The organism is Acidimicrobiia bacterium, from assembly GCA_030584185.1.
Classification (GTDB): domain Bacteria; phylum Actinomycetota; class Acidimicrobiia; order Spongiisociales; family UBA11373.
The window spans coordinates 249,318-263,290 of the sequence record CP129495.1 but is presented as its reverse complement, the minus strand read 5'-3'; the positions used below and the strand labels follow the sequence as shown (position 1 = coordinate 263,290).

Here is a 13,973-nt window from a genome sequence, read left to right as displayed (position 1 = left end):
CACCGGGCTCAGCGGTCGTGAGCGAGAACCCTCGACCCGGCATTGCTCACAGGATCTTGATGATCTCCCAGTCTTCGGCGATCAGTCCATCCTCGATGCGGCTGATCGTGATCCCGTGCACCTCGACCGGCTGGTTGGTCGGAGGCCGGCCCATCAGCGGGCCAGTCTGGGTGCCATGGGACACCCAGCGCGTGACCACCAGGTCCCCTTCGGCGACCTGCATCACCACCGTCGACACCCGGTCGGGCATCGCCTCGTGGAGGGCGGCGGCGACCCGCCTGGCCCCTTCCCGGCCCCTAACTGGCTCGCCGCCCGGGCCCCGGTAGGCGTAGTCGGCGGCGTAGGCGCGGTCGATCGCATCGAGGTCCCGTGCGTTCATCACCTCCTCGAACCAGGCCCGCGCCAGGATCTTGTTCGAATCGAGGCTCATCCGGGAACCGTACCGGCGGGTGCTGCCGGTATCAACCGATCGACGAGGGGCACCCTGCGGGTGCGCGGCAGGAGGGCCTCTCGGGATGCAGCCACCGCCTCGGCGGTCGCCTGGTCGAGGTCGCCGGGTCGGGTGAACTGGGGCCAGTGCCCGGTGGCCGGATGCTCCATCGGCCGTTCGAGTGGCCGCCGACTGGATGGATGGGGCCATAGACTCGGGCAGTGCCCGCCACCCATTACGCCCGAAGTGGCGACGTCGAGATCGCATACCAGGTGATCGGAACGGGCGGCCGCGACCTCGTGTACGTCCCCGGCTTCGTGTCGAACGTCGAGGTCATGTGGGAGGACCCGGGCCTGGCCGGCTTCCTGGAGTGTCTTGCCGGGTTCTCCCGGCTGATCGTTTTCGACAAGCGGGGCACCGGTCTCTCCGACCCGGTCCCGGAGGATCGGCTCCCGGGACTCGAGGTGCGCATGGACGATCTGGGAGCGGTGCTCGCGGCCGTCGGCTCGGAGCGGGCCACCCTCTTCGGCCACTCCGAGGGCGGCTGCATGTGCGTGCTGTTCGCTGCCACCCATCCCGACCAGGTCGACGGGCTGATCCTCACCGGGAGCTTCGCCAGGAGACGTTGGTCGCCGGAGTATCCGTGGGCGCCGAGGTCCGAGGAGCGGACGGAGAGCATCACGGCGATCCGAGGGTCGTGGGGCCGTTCCGACGAGGTCGAATACTACGCCCCCAGTCGCGCCGGCGACCCTGCCTTCCGCTCCTGGTTGCAGAGGTACTTCAGGCTCTCGGCCAGCCCCGGGACCGCCGCCGCATTGCAGGCGATGAACTCCGAGGTGGACGTGACCGCGGTGCTGGCCGGCGTGCGGGTGCCGACACTCCTGCTGTACCGCACGGAGGATCGCGACGTCGACGTCGAGGAGGGGAGGTTCATCGCCTCGAAGATCGCAGGCTCGCGGCTCGTCGAGCTGCCGGGGGCGGACCACCTGTTCTGGGCGGGTGACACCGCCCCACTGCTGGAGGAGATCGAGGAGTTCGTCACCGGACGCCGGCCCGAGCCGAGGGGAGACCGGGTGGTGGCCACCGTGCTGTTCACCGACCTGGTGGGCTCGACCGCCCTGGCGGCGTCGATCGGTGATCGAGCCTGGCGTGATGCTCAGGTGCGACACGATCGGGTGGTCCGCTCCGAGATCGAGAGGTGGCGGGGGAGGGAGATCGACCGAGCCGGAGATGGTTTCCTGGCTCTCTTCGATGGGCCGGCTCGCGCCGTGCGATGTGCACTCGCCATCCAGGCGGCCGTGGCGGCGCTCGGGTTGGAGGTGCGCTGCGGCCTGCATACGGGGGAGGTCGAGGTCGTGGGCACCGGTGTTGCCGGGATCTCCGTCCACACCGGGGCCCGGGTGGCGGCCTTGGCCGAGCCAGATGAGGTGCTGGTGTCACGGACGGTGAAAGACCTGGTGGCCGGGTCGGGCTTGCGTTTCGAGTCTACGGGCGCCTACCAGCTCAAGGGAGTGCCCGACTCCTGGGAGTTGTTCCGCGCCTGCGATTGAGTCGTGTCGGCCGGCGAGCCTCTCGGTGCGGCGGGGGAAGGAGGGAGCCGGGTCAGGCCGTGCCCAACGCACCCACGATCACCCGGCCGAGGTCGGCGGGTCGGGTGAACTGGGGCCAGTGCCCGGTGGGTAGGTCGACGCACTCGACCTCCCGGGTGGCGGCCAACTCCTTCAGGAAGGCGTAGCCGGGGTCGTCCTCCTGCATCCACCGGCGCATGTCGGCACAGGTGAACTCGCAGGCGATCACGGTAGCCGGCACCGTGCGGCGCCTCTCGTCGGTGAGGCGCTTCGGGTCGGAGGCGACACGCCCCGGTGTGGGTATGGACCGGTCCCGGAGCTCGGCGCGCAGGTGGTCGTCGAGGTCGACGAGGTCCTCCTCGCCGAAGAACGACCAGTCGGGGAGGGGGATCACCCCGTCGACGATCGGCAGCGAGTCGTTGATCACACCGCCGTCGGGGGAAGGCAGGCAGTCCACATACACCACCCGGGCCACCCGGGCGGGGCGGGCGTCGACGGCGGCGTGGGCAACCGCCCCGCCTCCGGAATGGCCGACCAGGACCACCTGCGTGCCATCGGAGGTGAGCGTGTCGATCAACCCGGTCACGAACTCGACCTGATCCTGCAGGGTGACCGCCGACCGGTCGGTCTCGTGCCGGGCCATCCCCGGCAGGGTGACGGCGTGGCAGTGATGTCCCGCCTCCTCGAGGACCGGGATCACCCGATCCCACGAAGAGGCTTCCAGCCAGAACCCGGGGATGAGCACGACGTCCATGAGCAGAGACTAGACGCGCAGCCTCGGGCCGCTCGACCCCGGGAGCCACCACTGACGGTCACCCCCACCGCTCTGATGAATCGGGACACCGGCGAGGCCTCTGGCTACCGGCCGGAGCAGGGAGCGACCAAAGGCGCTAGTGTCGCCACCACGGTGTAGATCCTGCGCTCTGGGCAGGAGGAAGGAAACGATGATGCGTTCGACACGCACGATGCGCCTGGTGGTCATCGCGATCGCTGTGCTGATGGCGATCCCGGTCGCCGCCGGCGCCAAGCAGGGAGTGACCACGATCCAGGACGGCACGCTCCTGACCAGCGACGGCGCCGTGATCACCGTGGGCTACGACCAGTGGGGATACAACTACCAGGGCCACATGTTCCGCGGCGGCTACTGCGACGCCTACCGCGACGCCGCCTGGTGCCAGGCCTACAAGGACGTCTCCCTCATCATGAAGTGGAACGACGCCTGGCTCTCCAACGTCGACGCCGACGGCGACGGTCTGCTTGACCGCCACTACGGGTTCCCCTCCTACATCGGGTCCGGAGCCTGGCTGACCAACCACCAGGCAGGCACCTACGAGGATGGCGGCGATACCTGCAACTGGACCTACTTCACCAAGATCGTCGCCGCCCCGGCGGACGCCACTACGAGCGCAGGGATCTGGTACGGAGCCGACGGAACCGAGATCGGCCCGGTGATCTGGGGCGCATTCGCCACAATCCAGGAGGTGTCGAACGACCCGTGCGCCGGCGATCACGGGCTCTCCTACCTCTCCCCGACGAACGCCGGGTTCGGGTCGTACGGGCCCAAGCACTGAGCACTCAGAGTCGAAGCGTGGAGGCGGGCCCGGCGTGATGCCGGGCCCGCCTCTCGTTCTGAGAGGCCACAGACGCCGGGGCGCCCCTCACATCTCGATGACGACGTTCCCCACCTTCTGGCCGGTCTCGACGTACCTATAGGCGTCGACGATCTCTTCCAAGGGGTAGGTCCGGTCGACGACCGGACGGAACTCTCCCGACTCGATCAGGCTCTTGAGGAGGGCGATCCCCTCGGTGTCGCCACTGGGGGGGATGAACAGGACGCGCCGCCGCCGCCCCAGGCGGGTGGCCAGGACCAGCAGAAGCCGCCCGGCGAATGCGAACAGGAACAGCCCGGGCAGGTAGCCCCATCTGGGCAGGTCGGTCGAGGTGTACACCCCCTTGGGGCGCAGCAGCCTCCGGCACTTCCAGAACGAGGACTTGCCGACGGCGTCGAACACCATGTGATATTGCTGCTCGTCACTGGTGAAGTCCTCCGTCTGGAAGTCGATCACCCGATCGGCCCCGAGGCCCTTCACCAGGTCGACGTGGGCGGTCCCGCACACGGCGGTCACCCGCAACCCCATCGACTTTCCGAGTTGGACGGCCGCCGACCCGATCGCTCCGGACGCTCCGTACACCAGGAGATCGTCTCCCGGGCGCAATCCAGCGGCCCGCAGGTCGAGGATGGCGTAATGCGAGCCCTCGGTGCTCGGTGCCGCCTCCACGAACGAGCGCCCCTCGGGGATCCGTGCCACCAGGCGTGTGGCAGCGATCGTCATGTACTCGCCGTGGGCGCCGAACGTCCGCTCGCAGTACCCGCACACCCGATCACCCACGGAAAACCCGGTCACGCCCTCGCCGAGGCCCGTCACCTCGCCGGCGAACTCCGTCCCCAGCACCGGCACCTTGGGACGGCGCAGGCCTCCAAAGAAGCGGATCGGAAACGGCTTGCCCGACAGGTAGCCGCAGTCGGTTCGGTTCACCGTGGTGGCCCGCACCCGCACCAGCAGCTCGCCGGGGCCGGGGGAGGGGCGCGGCAACTCGCCGAGGCGGATCACCTCCGGCGGTCCGTAGCGCTCGTAGATCGCCGCCCTCATCGTCGCTTCCTGGGTCATGGGCTCACCTTCGTTCGTCGGGTCGTTCGGATCGGTGGATCGGGGCGCGTCGTCGCCAGGCGGGACCGGCGCGGTAGAGGGCGGCGGGACGACCCCCGGCCGGACCGGGCGCCGCCTGTCGCCCGGTCGGTACCACCCATTCCTCGCCGGAGAGCAGCGTGCGGCGGAAGTTGGCCGGATCCAGGCGCACCCCCCAGAGCGCCTCGTACACGGACCGCAGTTCGGCGACGGTGAAAGTGGGCCCGACGAAGGCGGTGGCGATCCCCGAGACCTCGAGGTCGAGCTTCACCCGTTCCACTGCGTCGGACACGATGCGGGCGTGATCGAAGGCGAGGGGGACCGTGCCATCGAGGACCCGGGCGACCGGGATCAGGGCGGCATCTGCGGCGTCGGAGCCGGCTGCGATCGCACCCACATCCCGCAACACCGCCAGGTAGGCGACCGTCACCACGTTCATCCGCGGATCGCGGCCGGGGTCGCCGTAGGCTCCGAACTGGCGGAGCAGGTCGGGCACGTCGACCCCGGTCTCCTCGGCCAGCTCCCGGCGGGCCGCCCCGTCGAGGGTCTCCGCGGGGCGCTTGAACCCGCCCGGGATCGCCCAGGCACCGCGATAGGGCTCCTCGCCGCGACGCACCAGCAGCAGGTGGGCGTCGCCTTCGTGCATGGTGAGGATGACGATGTCCACCGTCACCGCGAAGGCGGGAAAGCGTGCCGGGTCGTAGCCCGTTGGGGTCGCAGGGTTATGGTCGATCTGACCAATATACCATTCTCTTCGTAGGGCGGGGCCGCGCCAGGTGGGGGCGGCGTGTAGGAACCCGGGCCCGGGTACCATCACCTCTCCGCCATGTCCGCCACCTCGTTTCGCAACGTCGCCCTGGTGGCGCACGTCGATCACGGCAAGACCACCCTTGTCGACGCCATCCTCGGCATGACCGGCGTGTTCGCCGATCACGAGGCACGGATCGAGCGGGTCCTCGACTCCAACGATCAGGAGCGCGAGCGGGGCATCACCATCCTCGCCAAGCCCCTCTCAGTCGAGTGGAAGGGGGTGCGGATCAACCTGGTCGACACCCCCGGTCACGCCGACTTCGGAGGTGAGGTGGAGCGGGCGCTCACCCTGGTCGACGGGATTCTCCTCCTGGTCGACGCAGCCGACGGCCCGATGCCCCAGACCCGGTACGTCCTCTCCAAGGCGATGGCCCGCAACCTCCCGGCGGTGGTGGTGGTCAACAAGGTGGATCGTCCCGACGCCCGTGCGCACGAAGTGGTCGACGAGGTCTATCAACTCTTCCTCGACCTCGACGCCGCCGATCACCACATCGAGTTCCCCATCGTCTCCACCGATGCCCGTGCCGGTAGAGCGGTTGCCGGGATCGGTGTCCCCGGCGAAGACGCCGACCTGGCCCCACTGCTGGATACGATCCTCGACGCCATCCCCGCCCCCGAAGGCGACCCCGACGCCCCGCTCCAGGCGCTGGTCACCAACCTCGACGCCTCCGACTACCTGGGGCGCCTCGCCATAGGGCGGGTCGTGCAGGGAACGATGCGCTCCGGAGAGCAGGTGGCGCTGTGCCACTCGTACGAGGAGGAACCCCCGATCCGCCGCCGCCCCACCCAGCTGATGGGGTTCGTCGGACTGGGCAGGTCCGAGGTCGAGGAGCGCGTGGCCGGAGACCTCTTCGTCGTCGCCGGGTTCCCCGAGGTCGAGATCGGTGACACCCTGGCGGCTCCCGACGACCCCCACCCGCTGCCCAGGCTCCAGGTGGACGAGCCGGTGCTGCGCATGACCTTCGGGGTCAACACCTCCCCGCTGTCCGGGCGCGACGGCAGTCGCCTCACCTCCCGTCAGATCCGGGAGCGCCTGGAGAGAGAGGTTCGGGGCAACGTGTCGATCCGAATCGGCCCCACCAGCTCGCCGGAGGTGATCGAGGTCTCCGGACGCGGTGAACTCCAGCTTGGGGTCCTCATCGAAACGATGCGTCGCGAGGGCTTCGAGCTACAGGTGAGCCGCCCCGAGGTCATCCTTCGACAGATCGACGGCGTGCCCCACGAGCCGGTGGAGCGGGCGGTGATCGACGTGCCCAGCGAGCACGTCGGAACCGTCACCCAGGCCCTGGCCCCCCGCAAGGGGAGGGTCACCGACATGCGGCCCGGCGACGCCGGACGCACCATCGTCACCGCCGTGGCTCCGGCGCGGGGCCTGATCGGCCTCCGATCCGAGCTGATGACTGCCACCCGGGGGACGGCGCTCGCCCACCTCCACCACGAAGGGTGGCAGCCATGGGCCGGGGAGATCCCTGGACGCGTGGGCGGGGCGATGATCGCCGACCGCAGCGGAGTCAGCACGCCCTTCGCCCTGGAGAACCTGCAGAAGCGTGGCGAGCTGTTCGTTGGCGGCGGCGAAGACGTCTATGAGGGAATGGTCGTGGGGGAGTCCTCCCGGCCCGGAGAGATGTCGGTCAACCCGACCAAGGCGAAGGAGCTGACCAACATCCGCACCCACGCCCACGACGACGCCATCAAGCTGACGCCGCCTCGCCGCCCGACGCTCGAGACCGCCATCGAGTGGATCGGCGACGACGAGCTGGTGGAGGTGACCCCGAAGTCGGTGCGGATCCGCAAGCGTCACCTCACCGACAGTGCCCGGCAGCTCGCCCGCAAAGAAAAGTAGCCTCGATTCAGCCCTCCGGCGACACAGCACATCGGTAGCCTGGGCGACCCCAGAGAGGAACATCCCTATGGTTGCAGAGAGCGCCGCCGACGCCCCCCGCCTGCTCTCCATGGCGGTGGCTCTGGCCGACGAGGGGCAGTACAACGTGGCCAAGTTGCTCCGGGCGGCCGCCGCCTCCCAGGGGCGACGAGCCGGTCATCAGGTGGCCTCGACCCGCCTTCCGGCCGAACAGGCGGACACCCTGGAGTCGATAGCCGAAGCCATCGGAGCCACCCCGCCGCCGCCCTGGCCGAGCCCCTTCGTGCGGCTGCCACGGTGCTGCGTGCCGGGGGGATCTGCACCTTCGACGAGACCCCGGATCCGATGGTGTGCCGCCTGTGTGGTCGGGTCGAGACGAGGCGGCCAGAGGGGCGCTGCCCCGACTGCGGCGCCTGGGGGTCCACCTTCGAGCGATTCCGCGGTGTCTACTGGCTCTCCGAGTCGTCGCCTGCCGAATCGCTGCAGCGCCTGGCGGGGGCGCCCGAGGTCATAGCCGCCATCATGGGCGACCTCGACGAGGATGCGCTACGGCATCCCGCTCCCGGCGGAGGCTGGTCGGTGGCCCAGGTCCTCGATCACCTCTCCAACGCCCAGGCTCTGCTCGCCGATCGGGTGGGGCAGTTCCTCGCCGCCGATGATCCCGTGCTCACCGCCATGCAGGTGTGGGCGCAGACCTCCGAGGTGTCGCGCACCACGGCCCAGATCTTCGCCGGCTATCGCGACTCACGCGCCGCCGTGCTGAAGAGGCTCGAAGCCCTGGTGATGGACGACTGGTGGCGCACCGGACGGCACCCCGAGTGGGGGCGGTTGACCCTGATCGAACAGGTGAGCTACTTCGCCAACCACGAGCCGACGCACTTCGCCCAGATGGCCGACGCCGCAGAAGGTGTCCGCCAACACTGAGACGCTGCGCCTCAGGACAGTGTCGTGCCGACCAGCCTGCCCACCCACCAAGCCGTCACGCCTCCGGCACCGGCGATGAGCAGGTTCTCGAGCCCCGATCGGACGAACGACGAGCGCGACACCACCGCCTTGACCACCCCCACTGCGAAGAGCCCGGCAGCGGTGAGCAGCGAGGCCCAGAGCAGGCCTGTCGAGGCGTCCTCGGTGAAGACGAAGGGAAGCACCGACGACGCCGAACCGAGCAGGAAGAGCAGGCCCGAGGCGTACATCGCCGTGTAGGGGGAGCGTCGTTCCGAGTCGACGACGCCGAACTCCAGGGCCTTCATCGCATTGAGCAGCACGTGGTCGTCGGCGGAGAATGCCTCCACCACGGACGGAATCGCCTCGGGGGCGACGCCCATCTCCCGGAACATTCCCCGCAGCTGTTCGACCTCCATCTCCCTGAAGTTTGCGATGTGGACCCTCTCCAGACTCAACTCGGCCGCCAGCACGTCGTCCTGAGACTTGGTCGCCAGGTACTCCCCGGCCGCCATCGAGATCGCACCGGCGATGGCGCCGGCGACACCGGTGAGCAGCACCTGCTCGGCGGAGAGCCCGCCGCCGACGACGCCTGCGACCAGCAGCAGCATCGAGACCAGGCCGTCGTTCACCCCCAGGATGATGTCCCGCCAGTACTGGCGGCTGTCACCGATGTGCGGCTCGTATCCGTCGGGCTTGTCTGCGGAGTCGATCGCTGCCACCGGCAGGCCTCGCTCGGTCGGGAATCCCATGGTAGGGGAGCCGGTGCCGGACCTCAGCGCGGCGCCATGGCGAACACCCTGATCGGGCGCCCGGCGCGCTCCCGGTAGGTCTCGAACGCGGGCCACACGGCGAGGAGTGCCGGCCACACCCTGGCGACCTCCGCATCGTCGAGAAGGCGGGCAGTCACGGGCGTCAAGCGGCCAGCCATCTCCACGGTGGCATCGGGCCGGTCGATGAGTCGCTGCGACCACACCGGGTGCGCAGCCGCACCCCAGTTGGTGGCGGCCACGACGAAGGCCTCGCCGTCCCTGGCGTAGAGCAGCGGCACCGGCTTTCGTCCTGCCAGGTGCAGCACCAGGTTGGGGATCGCGGGCGGGGTCAGGAGACGGTTCCCTCCGGTGAGCCGGCGCACCCCGCGGTCGAGAGACGGAAGCAGTCGGGCGCCGAGGGAGGCGAACCAACGCCGGTGGCCGAGGCGGCGAATGAGTCCGGTGTAAACGCCCACGGGGCAAGCGTAGGGCCGCCGGTCGGCGGTGGACTCATCCGTCTCTCATCCGGCTGTCACCGAGGTCACACCCTCTCCCGGTACCCTCCTGATCATGTCGAAGGTGCTGGTGGTCGAAGACGATGCGGCGGTGCGCCGCTCGGTGGAGCGCGCCCTCGGTTTCGAGGGGTACGAGGTGGTCACCGCCGAGGACGGCCGCGCCGGTCTGGCTGCTGCGGCCATGTCCTTCCCCGATGTGATCGTGCTCGACGTGATGATGCCCAACATGGACGGGCTCGAGACCTGCCGGCGACTCCGCGAGGCCGGAGATCGCACCCCGATCCTGATGCTCACCGCCCGCCACGAGGTCGCCGACCGCGTGGCCGGGCTCGATGCCGGAGCCGACGACTACCTGGTGAAGCCGTTCGGTGTGGAGGAGCTGCTCGCCCGGGTGCGGGCATTGCTGCGACGGGCTTCACCGGAGGATCCGAGCGAGCGCATCCGGGTCGCCGACCTGGTGCTCGATCCGGCGGCCCGCACCGTGAAGCGCGGTGAGCGCGAGATCGATCTCACCAAGACCGAGTTCGACCTGCTGGAGTTGATGATGCGCAACGCCCGCATCGTCCTCAGCCGGGACCTCATCTACGACCGCATCTGGGGGATCGACTTCGAGACGACCTCCAACTCGCTCGACGTGTACGTCGGCTACCTGCGTCGCAAGACCGAGACCGAGGGGGAACCGCGGTTGATCCACACGGTGCGAGGAGTCGGCTACGTGGTCCGCGAGAAATGAGCCTGCGCGCCCGCCTGGCGGCGTTCGTCGCCGCCGCGGTTGCGGTGACCGTGGGCCTGGTCACCTTCGCCGCCTATCGCTCGGCGGAGAACGAGGCGATGGCGTCCATCGACCGCTTCCTGAAGGTCCGGGCGCCGCTGGCGGCGGTCATCGACGTGGCGGGCAGGCTGGACCCGGAGGCGATGCCGCGCGGTGAGGCCGGGCAGGTGGTGGGGGAGGACGTGATCGCCCAGGTCATCCTGCCCGATGGGTCCGTCGTCTCCCTCGGGTCGGGAACCGTCGTGCTGCCCGTGGTTCCGCGAGACCTGGCGGTGAAGGATGGGTCGGCCCCTGAATGGCTTCGCACCGAGGCCATCGACGGAACCAACTACCGATTGCTCACCCGCCGCGCCGCCCGCGGGTCGGCACTGCAGGTGGCACGCGACCTGACCGAGACCGAGGCCTTCCTGGCCGCACTGCGCAACCGTCTGCTGCTTATCGGCGTCTTCGGGGCCCTCCTCGCCGGAGTCGGCGGCTGGGCTCTTGCCGGCCGTGCCATCCGTCCGGTGCAGACCCTCACCGGAGCGGCGGAGCATGTGGCGGCCACAGGGGCGCTCGATGCCGCAATACCGGTGGAGTCGGACGACGAGGTCGGTCGCCTGGCTGCAGCATTCAACGAGATGCTCGCCCGCCTGGAGACGGCGCGGGCCGCCCAGCAACGGCTTGTAGCCGATGCCTCCCATGAGTTACGAACACCGCTGACCAGCGTCCGCACCAACGTGGAGCTGTTGGCGCGAGGCGGGGTTCCCGAGAGCGACCGCGAGGCGATGCTGGCCGACCTTGCCGCCGAGGTTCAGGAGCTCGGCTCGCTGGTTGCGGAACTCGTCGACCTGGCCACCGTGGGGAGGGACGAGGAGGAAGTCGGTCGGGTCGACTTGGGAGAGGTCGTGAGCGAGGTGCTGGAAAGGGCCCGGCGTCGTGCCAACCAGGAGATCCGGGTCTCGGGGCAGCCGGTCGAACTCGAGGGGCGTCGGGCGGCCGTGACGCGCGCCATTGGGAACCTGGTGGACAACGCCGTCAAGTGGAGCCCGCCCGATGGTGTGATCGAGGTTTCGTTCGACGCCGCCACCCTGATGGTCCGCGATCGGGGACCCGGGTTCGAGCCCGATGACCTTCCCTTCGTGTTCAAGCGGTTCTATCGCTCTGCTGCCGCCCGTTCGATGCCGGGATCCGGCCTGGGGCTGGCGATAGTCGCCGCTGTCGCCGAACAACACGGGTGGCAGGTGGTGGCCAGGAATCGTGCCGGCGGCGGTGCCGAGGTGGGGATCGTCTTCGGGGAGTCGTGAGGTGCCCGTCCCCGGGCTCACGACTCCCAGGTGGTGAAAGCGATTCGGACTTCCCAGGTGGTGGCGCAGAGGTCGCCCCAGCAGAGAGCACCAGACGGCACTCTGGCCGCCCGTAGCACTCCCGGTCTGTCCTCACCGGTCCGGTAACAGATCACGGCAACCAGGCCGTCGGCCGAATTCGGGATCGCCTGCCCGGCGATGGTGTCCAAAGAGAGGATCCCTGACGGAAGCCGGTTCAGGCAGTCGTCGTACGTGCCACTCCCGGCGTACGCCAGGCCGCCGTTCGAAGCCGGTGAACTCAGCGTGTAGCAGGACGACCCGTCGCCGGTTGTCTCGGCGATTGCACGCCAGTCGGCGTCGCTGCATCCGCTCGTCCACAGCAAGTCGGTGGCGGGGCCGTTCGACGTCTTGGTACCCGAATCGAGGTCGAACCAATCGATGCTCCACAGGTCGACGGGCCCGCCAGACGCGTGAACAGCGGTAGCCGAGAGCGTCGTAGTCGTCGTGTCGATGACGGCGATCGTCACCTGGGAGAGAGCTTGAGTTGCTGGGGAGCAGGTGGCATCCCAGGCGGTGAGGGTGTAGGTGATGGTGGCCGGGCTCCCTGCCGGGACGGTGACGGTTGCCGAAGCGTTCTCCAGGTGACGCACACCGTCGAGGTATGCGCCGCAGGCTGCGTTCTCGGTCGTCCAACTGAGGGTGACCGTCCCGGGAGCGTTCACGGTCTCCTGGCCTGCGGTGAATGAGAGGATCCGGGCCGGCAACCCGCCGAGGGGGACCGGAGCGTCGAAGCCGGGATCGATCACGAGATCGGAGCCCTGCATCTGGTTCTGGCAGCCGAACTGTCCGACCACCAGGCTGCTGCAGGACATCCCGAGGATCTCGTAGTTGGACCCGATTGGCGCCATCAGGAAGAGCTGGTCGCAATCGAGCCAGTTGCCGAGCAGACACGAGTCGACGAGGGCATCGAGCACCGGGTCGTCACCGTAGGTATGTGGACCGTCACCCGCCGGCTCACCGGGTATCGCTGGAGGCGCCACGACGATGGACCCGACATCGACGCCGGGAACGACGGGGGGTGTCGCCGGGGGTTCACCGGCGGCTGCCGCTGCACAGGAACCGGCGTCCCCAAGGGCGCAGGCGACGGTCGCCGCCAGCAGCGAAGGGTCGTCGGCGAGTGCCGCCGTCACCAGCTTGCAGGCCCCGGCCACATGGTCACCGCATAGTCCGAGCATGGCGGCGGTCATCGCCCCGGAATCCGGCGGATCGGGATGAACTCCGAGTACCAGGGCCATGAAGTGCTGAAAGAACTCGTCGCAGGCGAGCGTGGTGTGCTCGTGACACATGGTGACCAGCTCTGCCAGGTGATCGGGAAGGGCGCTTCTCGTCGATGAGGTCGTGGCGACCTCGGTGGTGGTGACGGCGGCGGTCGATGTCGAATCCGGCTCGATGGTCGTCGGAGGCGAAGTGGTGGGGGCGGTCTCGGATGAGGAGTCGTCGCCACACGCCGATGCGAGGAGGACGAGGACTGCTACCACAAGGAACCTACGGCCGCCCACGGGGTCCTCCACTCGATTGGTTGCGAGAGATTACAGCCGCGGGAGTCGGGGCGGTACCAGATTGGAGGCAGGGCGCGGGCACTTCCCCTGGGGAGAGTAACCCGTCTCGGGACATGGTCTCGCTCAGCGGCGCCGAAACCGCCTGACGGCGAGGAGGATCCCCGCGAGGACCAGCAGGAGGCGGGTGATGTCGACGATCGGGCGCACGGTCACCCCTTCGGGCGTCACCTCGATGACGGCGACCGGGCGCGACACCGACGATCCACCGCCTCCACCCCCGAAGCCGCCTCCGGAGTTGGCGCCGTCATCGACCCCACCCCCACCTCCGAAGCCGAAGCCTCCGCTTCTCTCGTACACCGATGCGGTGATGACGACACGATCGCCCACCTGGTGTGGCGCCGAGAAGACCTCGACGCCGAGATCGCCGAGGGTCCTGTCGAGGCCCAATGAGATCGCTTCTGCGGTGGACCTGGGTTCGGGTGTCTGGCTCATGTCCTCCTCCTCACGATTCCTGCGATGCCCAGGGCGAGAGCCGCCACCATGAACAGCGTCTGGGGGTCCCTGACCGTCGCCGTCCGCCTCCCACCGGGAAGGTGGTGTTCCACGGCCAGCGGCCGGAGGTACTCCATGCGGGCTCGGCCGGTCGAAGAACCGACCGTCGTCAACCTGGCCCTGGTGACGATCCGGCCTCCGGCGAACTCGCCTGCGTCGGATTCGATGATCTGGGTCTGGATCTGGAACACCACCGTCCTCCTGGCGACGCCAGGCGGCTCCTGGACTGCCGCATCCCG

At 69.1% G+C, this 13,973-nt stretch carries 16 protein-coding genes; 6 read left to right on the top strand and 10 right to left on the bottom strand.

What is annotated here, in order from left to right:
* Nucleotides 1-46: 46 nt before the first annotated feature.
* Nucleotides 47-430, bottom strand: coding sequence for an ester cyclase (locus tag QY307_01380; GenBank protein ID WKZ82932.1), 384 nt, complete (start codon nt 428-430; stop codon nt 47-49).
* Nucleotides 427-600, bottom strand: coding sequence for a hypothetical protein (locus QY307_01375; protein ID WKZ82931.1), 174 nt, complete (start codon nt 598-600; stop codon nt 427-429). Before QY307_01375 ends, QY307_01380 begins: the two co-directional genes overlap by 4 nt.
* Before the next feature lie 51 nt (nt 601-651).
* Between QY307_01375 and QY307_01370 the strand changes: the two genes are divergently transcribed.
* A complete protein-coding gene (locus tag QY307_01370; protein ID WKZ82930.1) occupies nt 652-1,980 on the top strand; it encodes an adenylate/guanylate cyclase domain-containing protein in 1,329 nt (442 codons plus the stop codon).
* A gap of 52 nt (nt 1,981-2,032) precedes the next feature.
* Here QY307_01370 and QY307_01365 read toward each other — a convergent pair whose 3' ends face one another.
* Entirely contained in the window at nt 2,033-2,752 is a 720-nt protein-coding gene (locus QY307_01365; protein WKZ82929.1) for an alpha/beta hydrolase, read from the bottom strand.
* Nucleotides 2,753-2,942: 190 nt separating this feature from the next.
* Here QY307_01365 and QY307_01360 point away from each other — a divergent pair, with 190 nt between their 5' ends.
* The gene (locus QY307_01360; GenBank protein WKZ82928.1) at nt 2,943-3,569 is read left to right on the top strand and encodes a hypothetical protein; all 627 of its coding nucleotides are present in this window, start codon (nt 2,943-2,945) and stop codon (nt 3,567-3,569) included.
* An 87-nt stretch (nt 3,570-3,656) separates the two neighbouring features.
* Here the strand turns inward: QY307_01360 and QY307_01355 are convergent, their stop codons facing one another.
* Together QY307_01355 and QY307_01350 are read right to left on the bottom strand one after the other, a co-directional pair.
* Nucleotides 3,657-4,667, bottom strand: coding sequence for an NAD(P)-dependent alcohol dehydrogenase (locus QY307_01355; GenBank protein WKZ82927.1), 1,011 nt, complete (start codon nt 4,665-4,667; stop codon nt 3,657-3,659).
* Between the two features lie 4 nt (nt 4,668-4,671).
* Nucleotides 4,672-5,331 carry an NUDIX domain-containing protein gene (locus QY307_01350; protein WKZ83732.1) on the bottom strand — a complete coding sequence of 220 codons (660 nt, stop codon included), beginning with the start codon at nt 5,329-5,331 and terminating at the stop codon, nt 4,672-4,674.
* 180 nt (nt 5,332-5,511) lie between these two features.
* Between QY307_01350 and typA the strand changes: the two genes are divergently transcribed.
* Nucleotides 5,512-7,338 (top strand): translational GTPase TypA, encoded by a 1,827-nt coding sequence (typA, locus tag QY307_01345; protein ID WKZ82926.1) that lies wholly within the window; start codon nt 5,512-5,514, stop codon nt 7,336-7,338.
* 315 nt (nt 7,339-7,653) lie between these two features.
* Nucleotides 7,654-8,280: a DinB family protein gene (locus QY307_01340; protein WKZ82925.1), complete on the top strand. Its 627-nt coding sequence runs from the start codon at nt 7,654-7,656 to the stop codon at nt 8,278-8,280.
* An 11-nt stretch (nt 8,281-8,291) separates the two neighbouring features.
* Here QY307_01340 and QY307_01335 read toward each other — a convergent pair whose 3' ends face one another.
* Together QY307_01335 and QY307_01330 are read right to left on the bottom strand one after the other, a co-directional pair.
* On the bottom strand, nt 8,292-9,050 hold the full coding sequence (locus tag QY307_01335) for a VIT1/CCC1 transporter family protein (GenBank protein WKZ82924.1): 759 nt from the start codon (nt 9,048-9,050) through the stop codon (nt 8,292-8,294).
* Nucleotides 9,051-9,073: 23 nt separating this feature from the next.
* Complete coding sequence (locus QY307_01330; protein ID WKZ82923.1) at nt 9,074-9,526, bottom strand: nitroreductase/quinone reductase family protein; 453 nt, start codon at nt 9,524-9,526, stop codon at nt 9,074-9,076.
* A 91-nt stretch (nt 9,527-9,617) separates the two neighbouring features.
* Between QY307_01330 and QY307_01325 the strand changes: the two genes are divergently transcribed.
* Both QY307_01325 and QY307_01320 read left to right on the top strand, forming a co-directional pair.
* Entirely contained in the window at nt 9,618-10,298 is a 681-nt protein-coding gene (locus tag QY307_01325; protein ID WKZ83731.1) for a response regulator transcription factor, read from the top strand.
* Entirely contained in the window at nt 10,295-11,623 is a 1,329-nt protein-coding gene (locus QY307_01320) for a HAMP domain-containing sensor histidine kinase (GenBank protein WKZ82922.1), read from the top strand. Before QY307_01325 ends, QY307_01320 begins: the two co-directional genes overlap by 4 nt.
* Before the next feature lie 17 nt (nt 11,624-11,640).
* On the opposite strand, the gene QY307_01315 is transcribed toward QY307_01320, so the two are convergent.
* The 3 genes from QY307_01315 to QY307_01305 all read right to left on the bottom strand — a co-directional run bounded on the left by QY307_01315 (nt 11,641) and on the right by QY307_01305 (nt 13,928).
* Nucleotides 11,641-13,161, bottom strand: a complete 1,521-nt coding sequence (locus tag QY307_01315; protein ID WKZ82921.1) for a hypothetical protein — start codon at nt 13,159-13,161, stop codon at nt 11,641-11,643.
* A gap of 144 nt (nt 13,162-13,305) precedes the next feature.
* Nucleotides 13,306-13,674: a hypothetical protein gene (locus tag QY307_01310; protein ID WKZ82920.1), complete on the bottom strand. Its 369-nt coding sequence runs from the start codon at nt 13,672-13,674 to the stop codon at nt 13,306-13,308.
* Entirely contained in the window at nt 13,671-13,928 is a 258-nt protein-coding gene (locus tag QY307_01305; protein WKZ82919.1) for a hypothetical protein, read from the bottom strand. The genes QY307_01310 and QY307_01305 overlap by 4 nt, the downstream gene beginning before the upstream one ends.
* Nucleotides 13,929-13,973: the final 45 nt, after the last annotated feature.

Bases quoted from the DNA above. Each gene is read 5' to 3' on its own strand.
- QY307_01380 (WKZ82932.1), bottom strand. From the start codon at position 430: ATGAGCCTCGATTCGAACAAGATCCTGGCGCGGGCCTGGTTCGAGGAG.
- QY307_01375 (WKZ82931.1), bottom strand. From the start codon at position 600: ATGGAGCATCCGGCCACCGGGCACTGGCCCCAGTTCACCCGACCCGGC.
- QY307_01365 (WKZ82929.1), bottom strand. From the start codon at position 2,752: ATGGACGTCGTGCTCATCCCCGGGTTCTGGCTGGAAGCCTCTTCGTGG.
- QY307_01360 (WKZ82928.1), top strand. From the start codon at position 2,943: ATGATGCGTTCGACACGCACGATGCGCCTGGTGGTCATCGCGATCGCT.
- QY307_01355 (WKZ82927.1), bottom strand. From the start codon at position 4,667: ATGACCCAGGAAGCGACGATGAGGGCGGCGATCTACGAGCGCTACGGA.
- QY307_01350 (WKZ83732.1), bottom strand. From the start codon at position 5,331: ATGCACGAAGGCGACGCCCACCTGCTGCTGGTGCGTCGCGGCGAGGAG.
- typA (WKZ82926.1), top strand. From the start codon at position 5,512: ATGTCCGCCACCTCGTTTCGCAACGTCGCCCTGGTGGCGCACGTCGAT.
- QY307_01335 (WKZ82924.1), bottom strand. From the start codon at position 9,050: ATGGGATTCCCGACCGAGCGAGGCCTGCCGGTGGCAGCGATCGACTCC.
- QY307_01320 (WKZ82922.1), top strand. From the start codon at position 10,295: ATGAGCCTGCGCGCCCGCCTGGCGGCGTTCGTCGCCGCCGCGGTTGCG.
- QY307_01310 (WKZ82920.1), bottom strand. From the start codon at position 13,674: ATGAGCCAGACACCCGAACCCAGGTCCACCGCAGAAGCGATCTCATTG.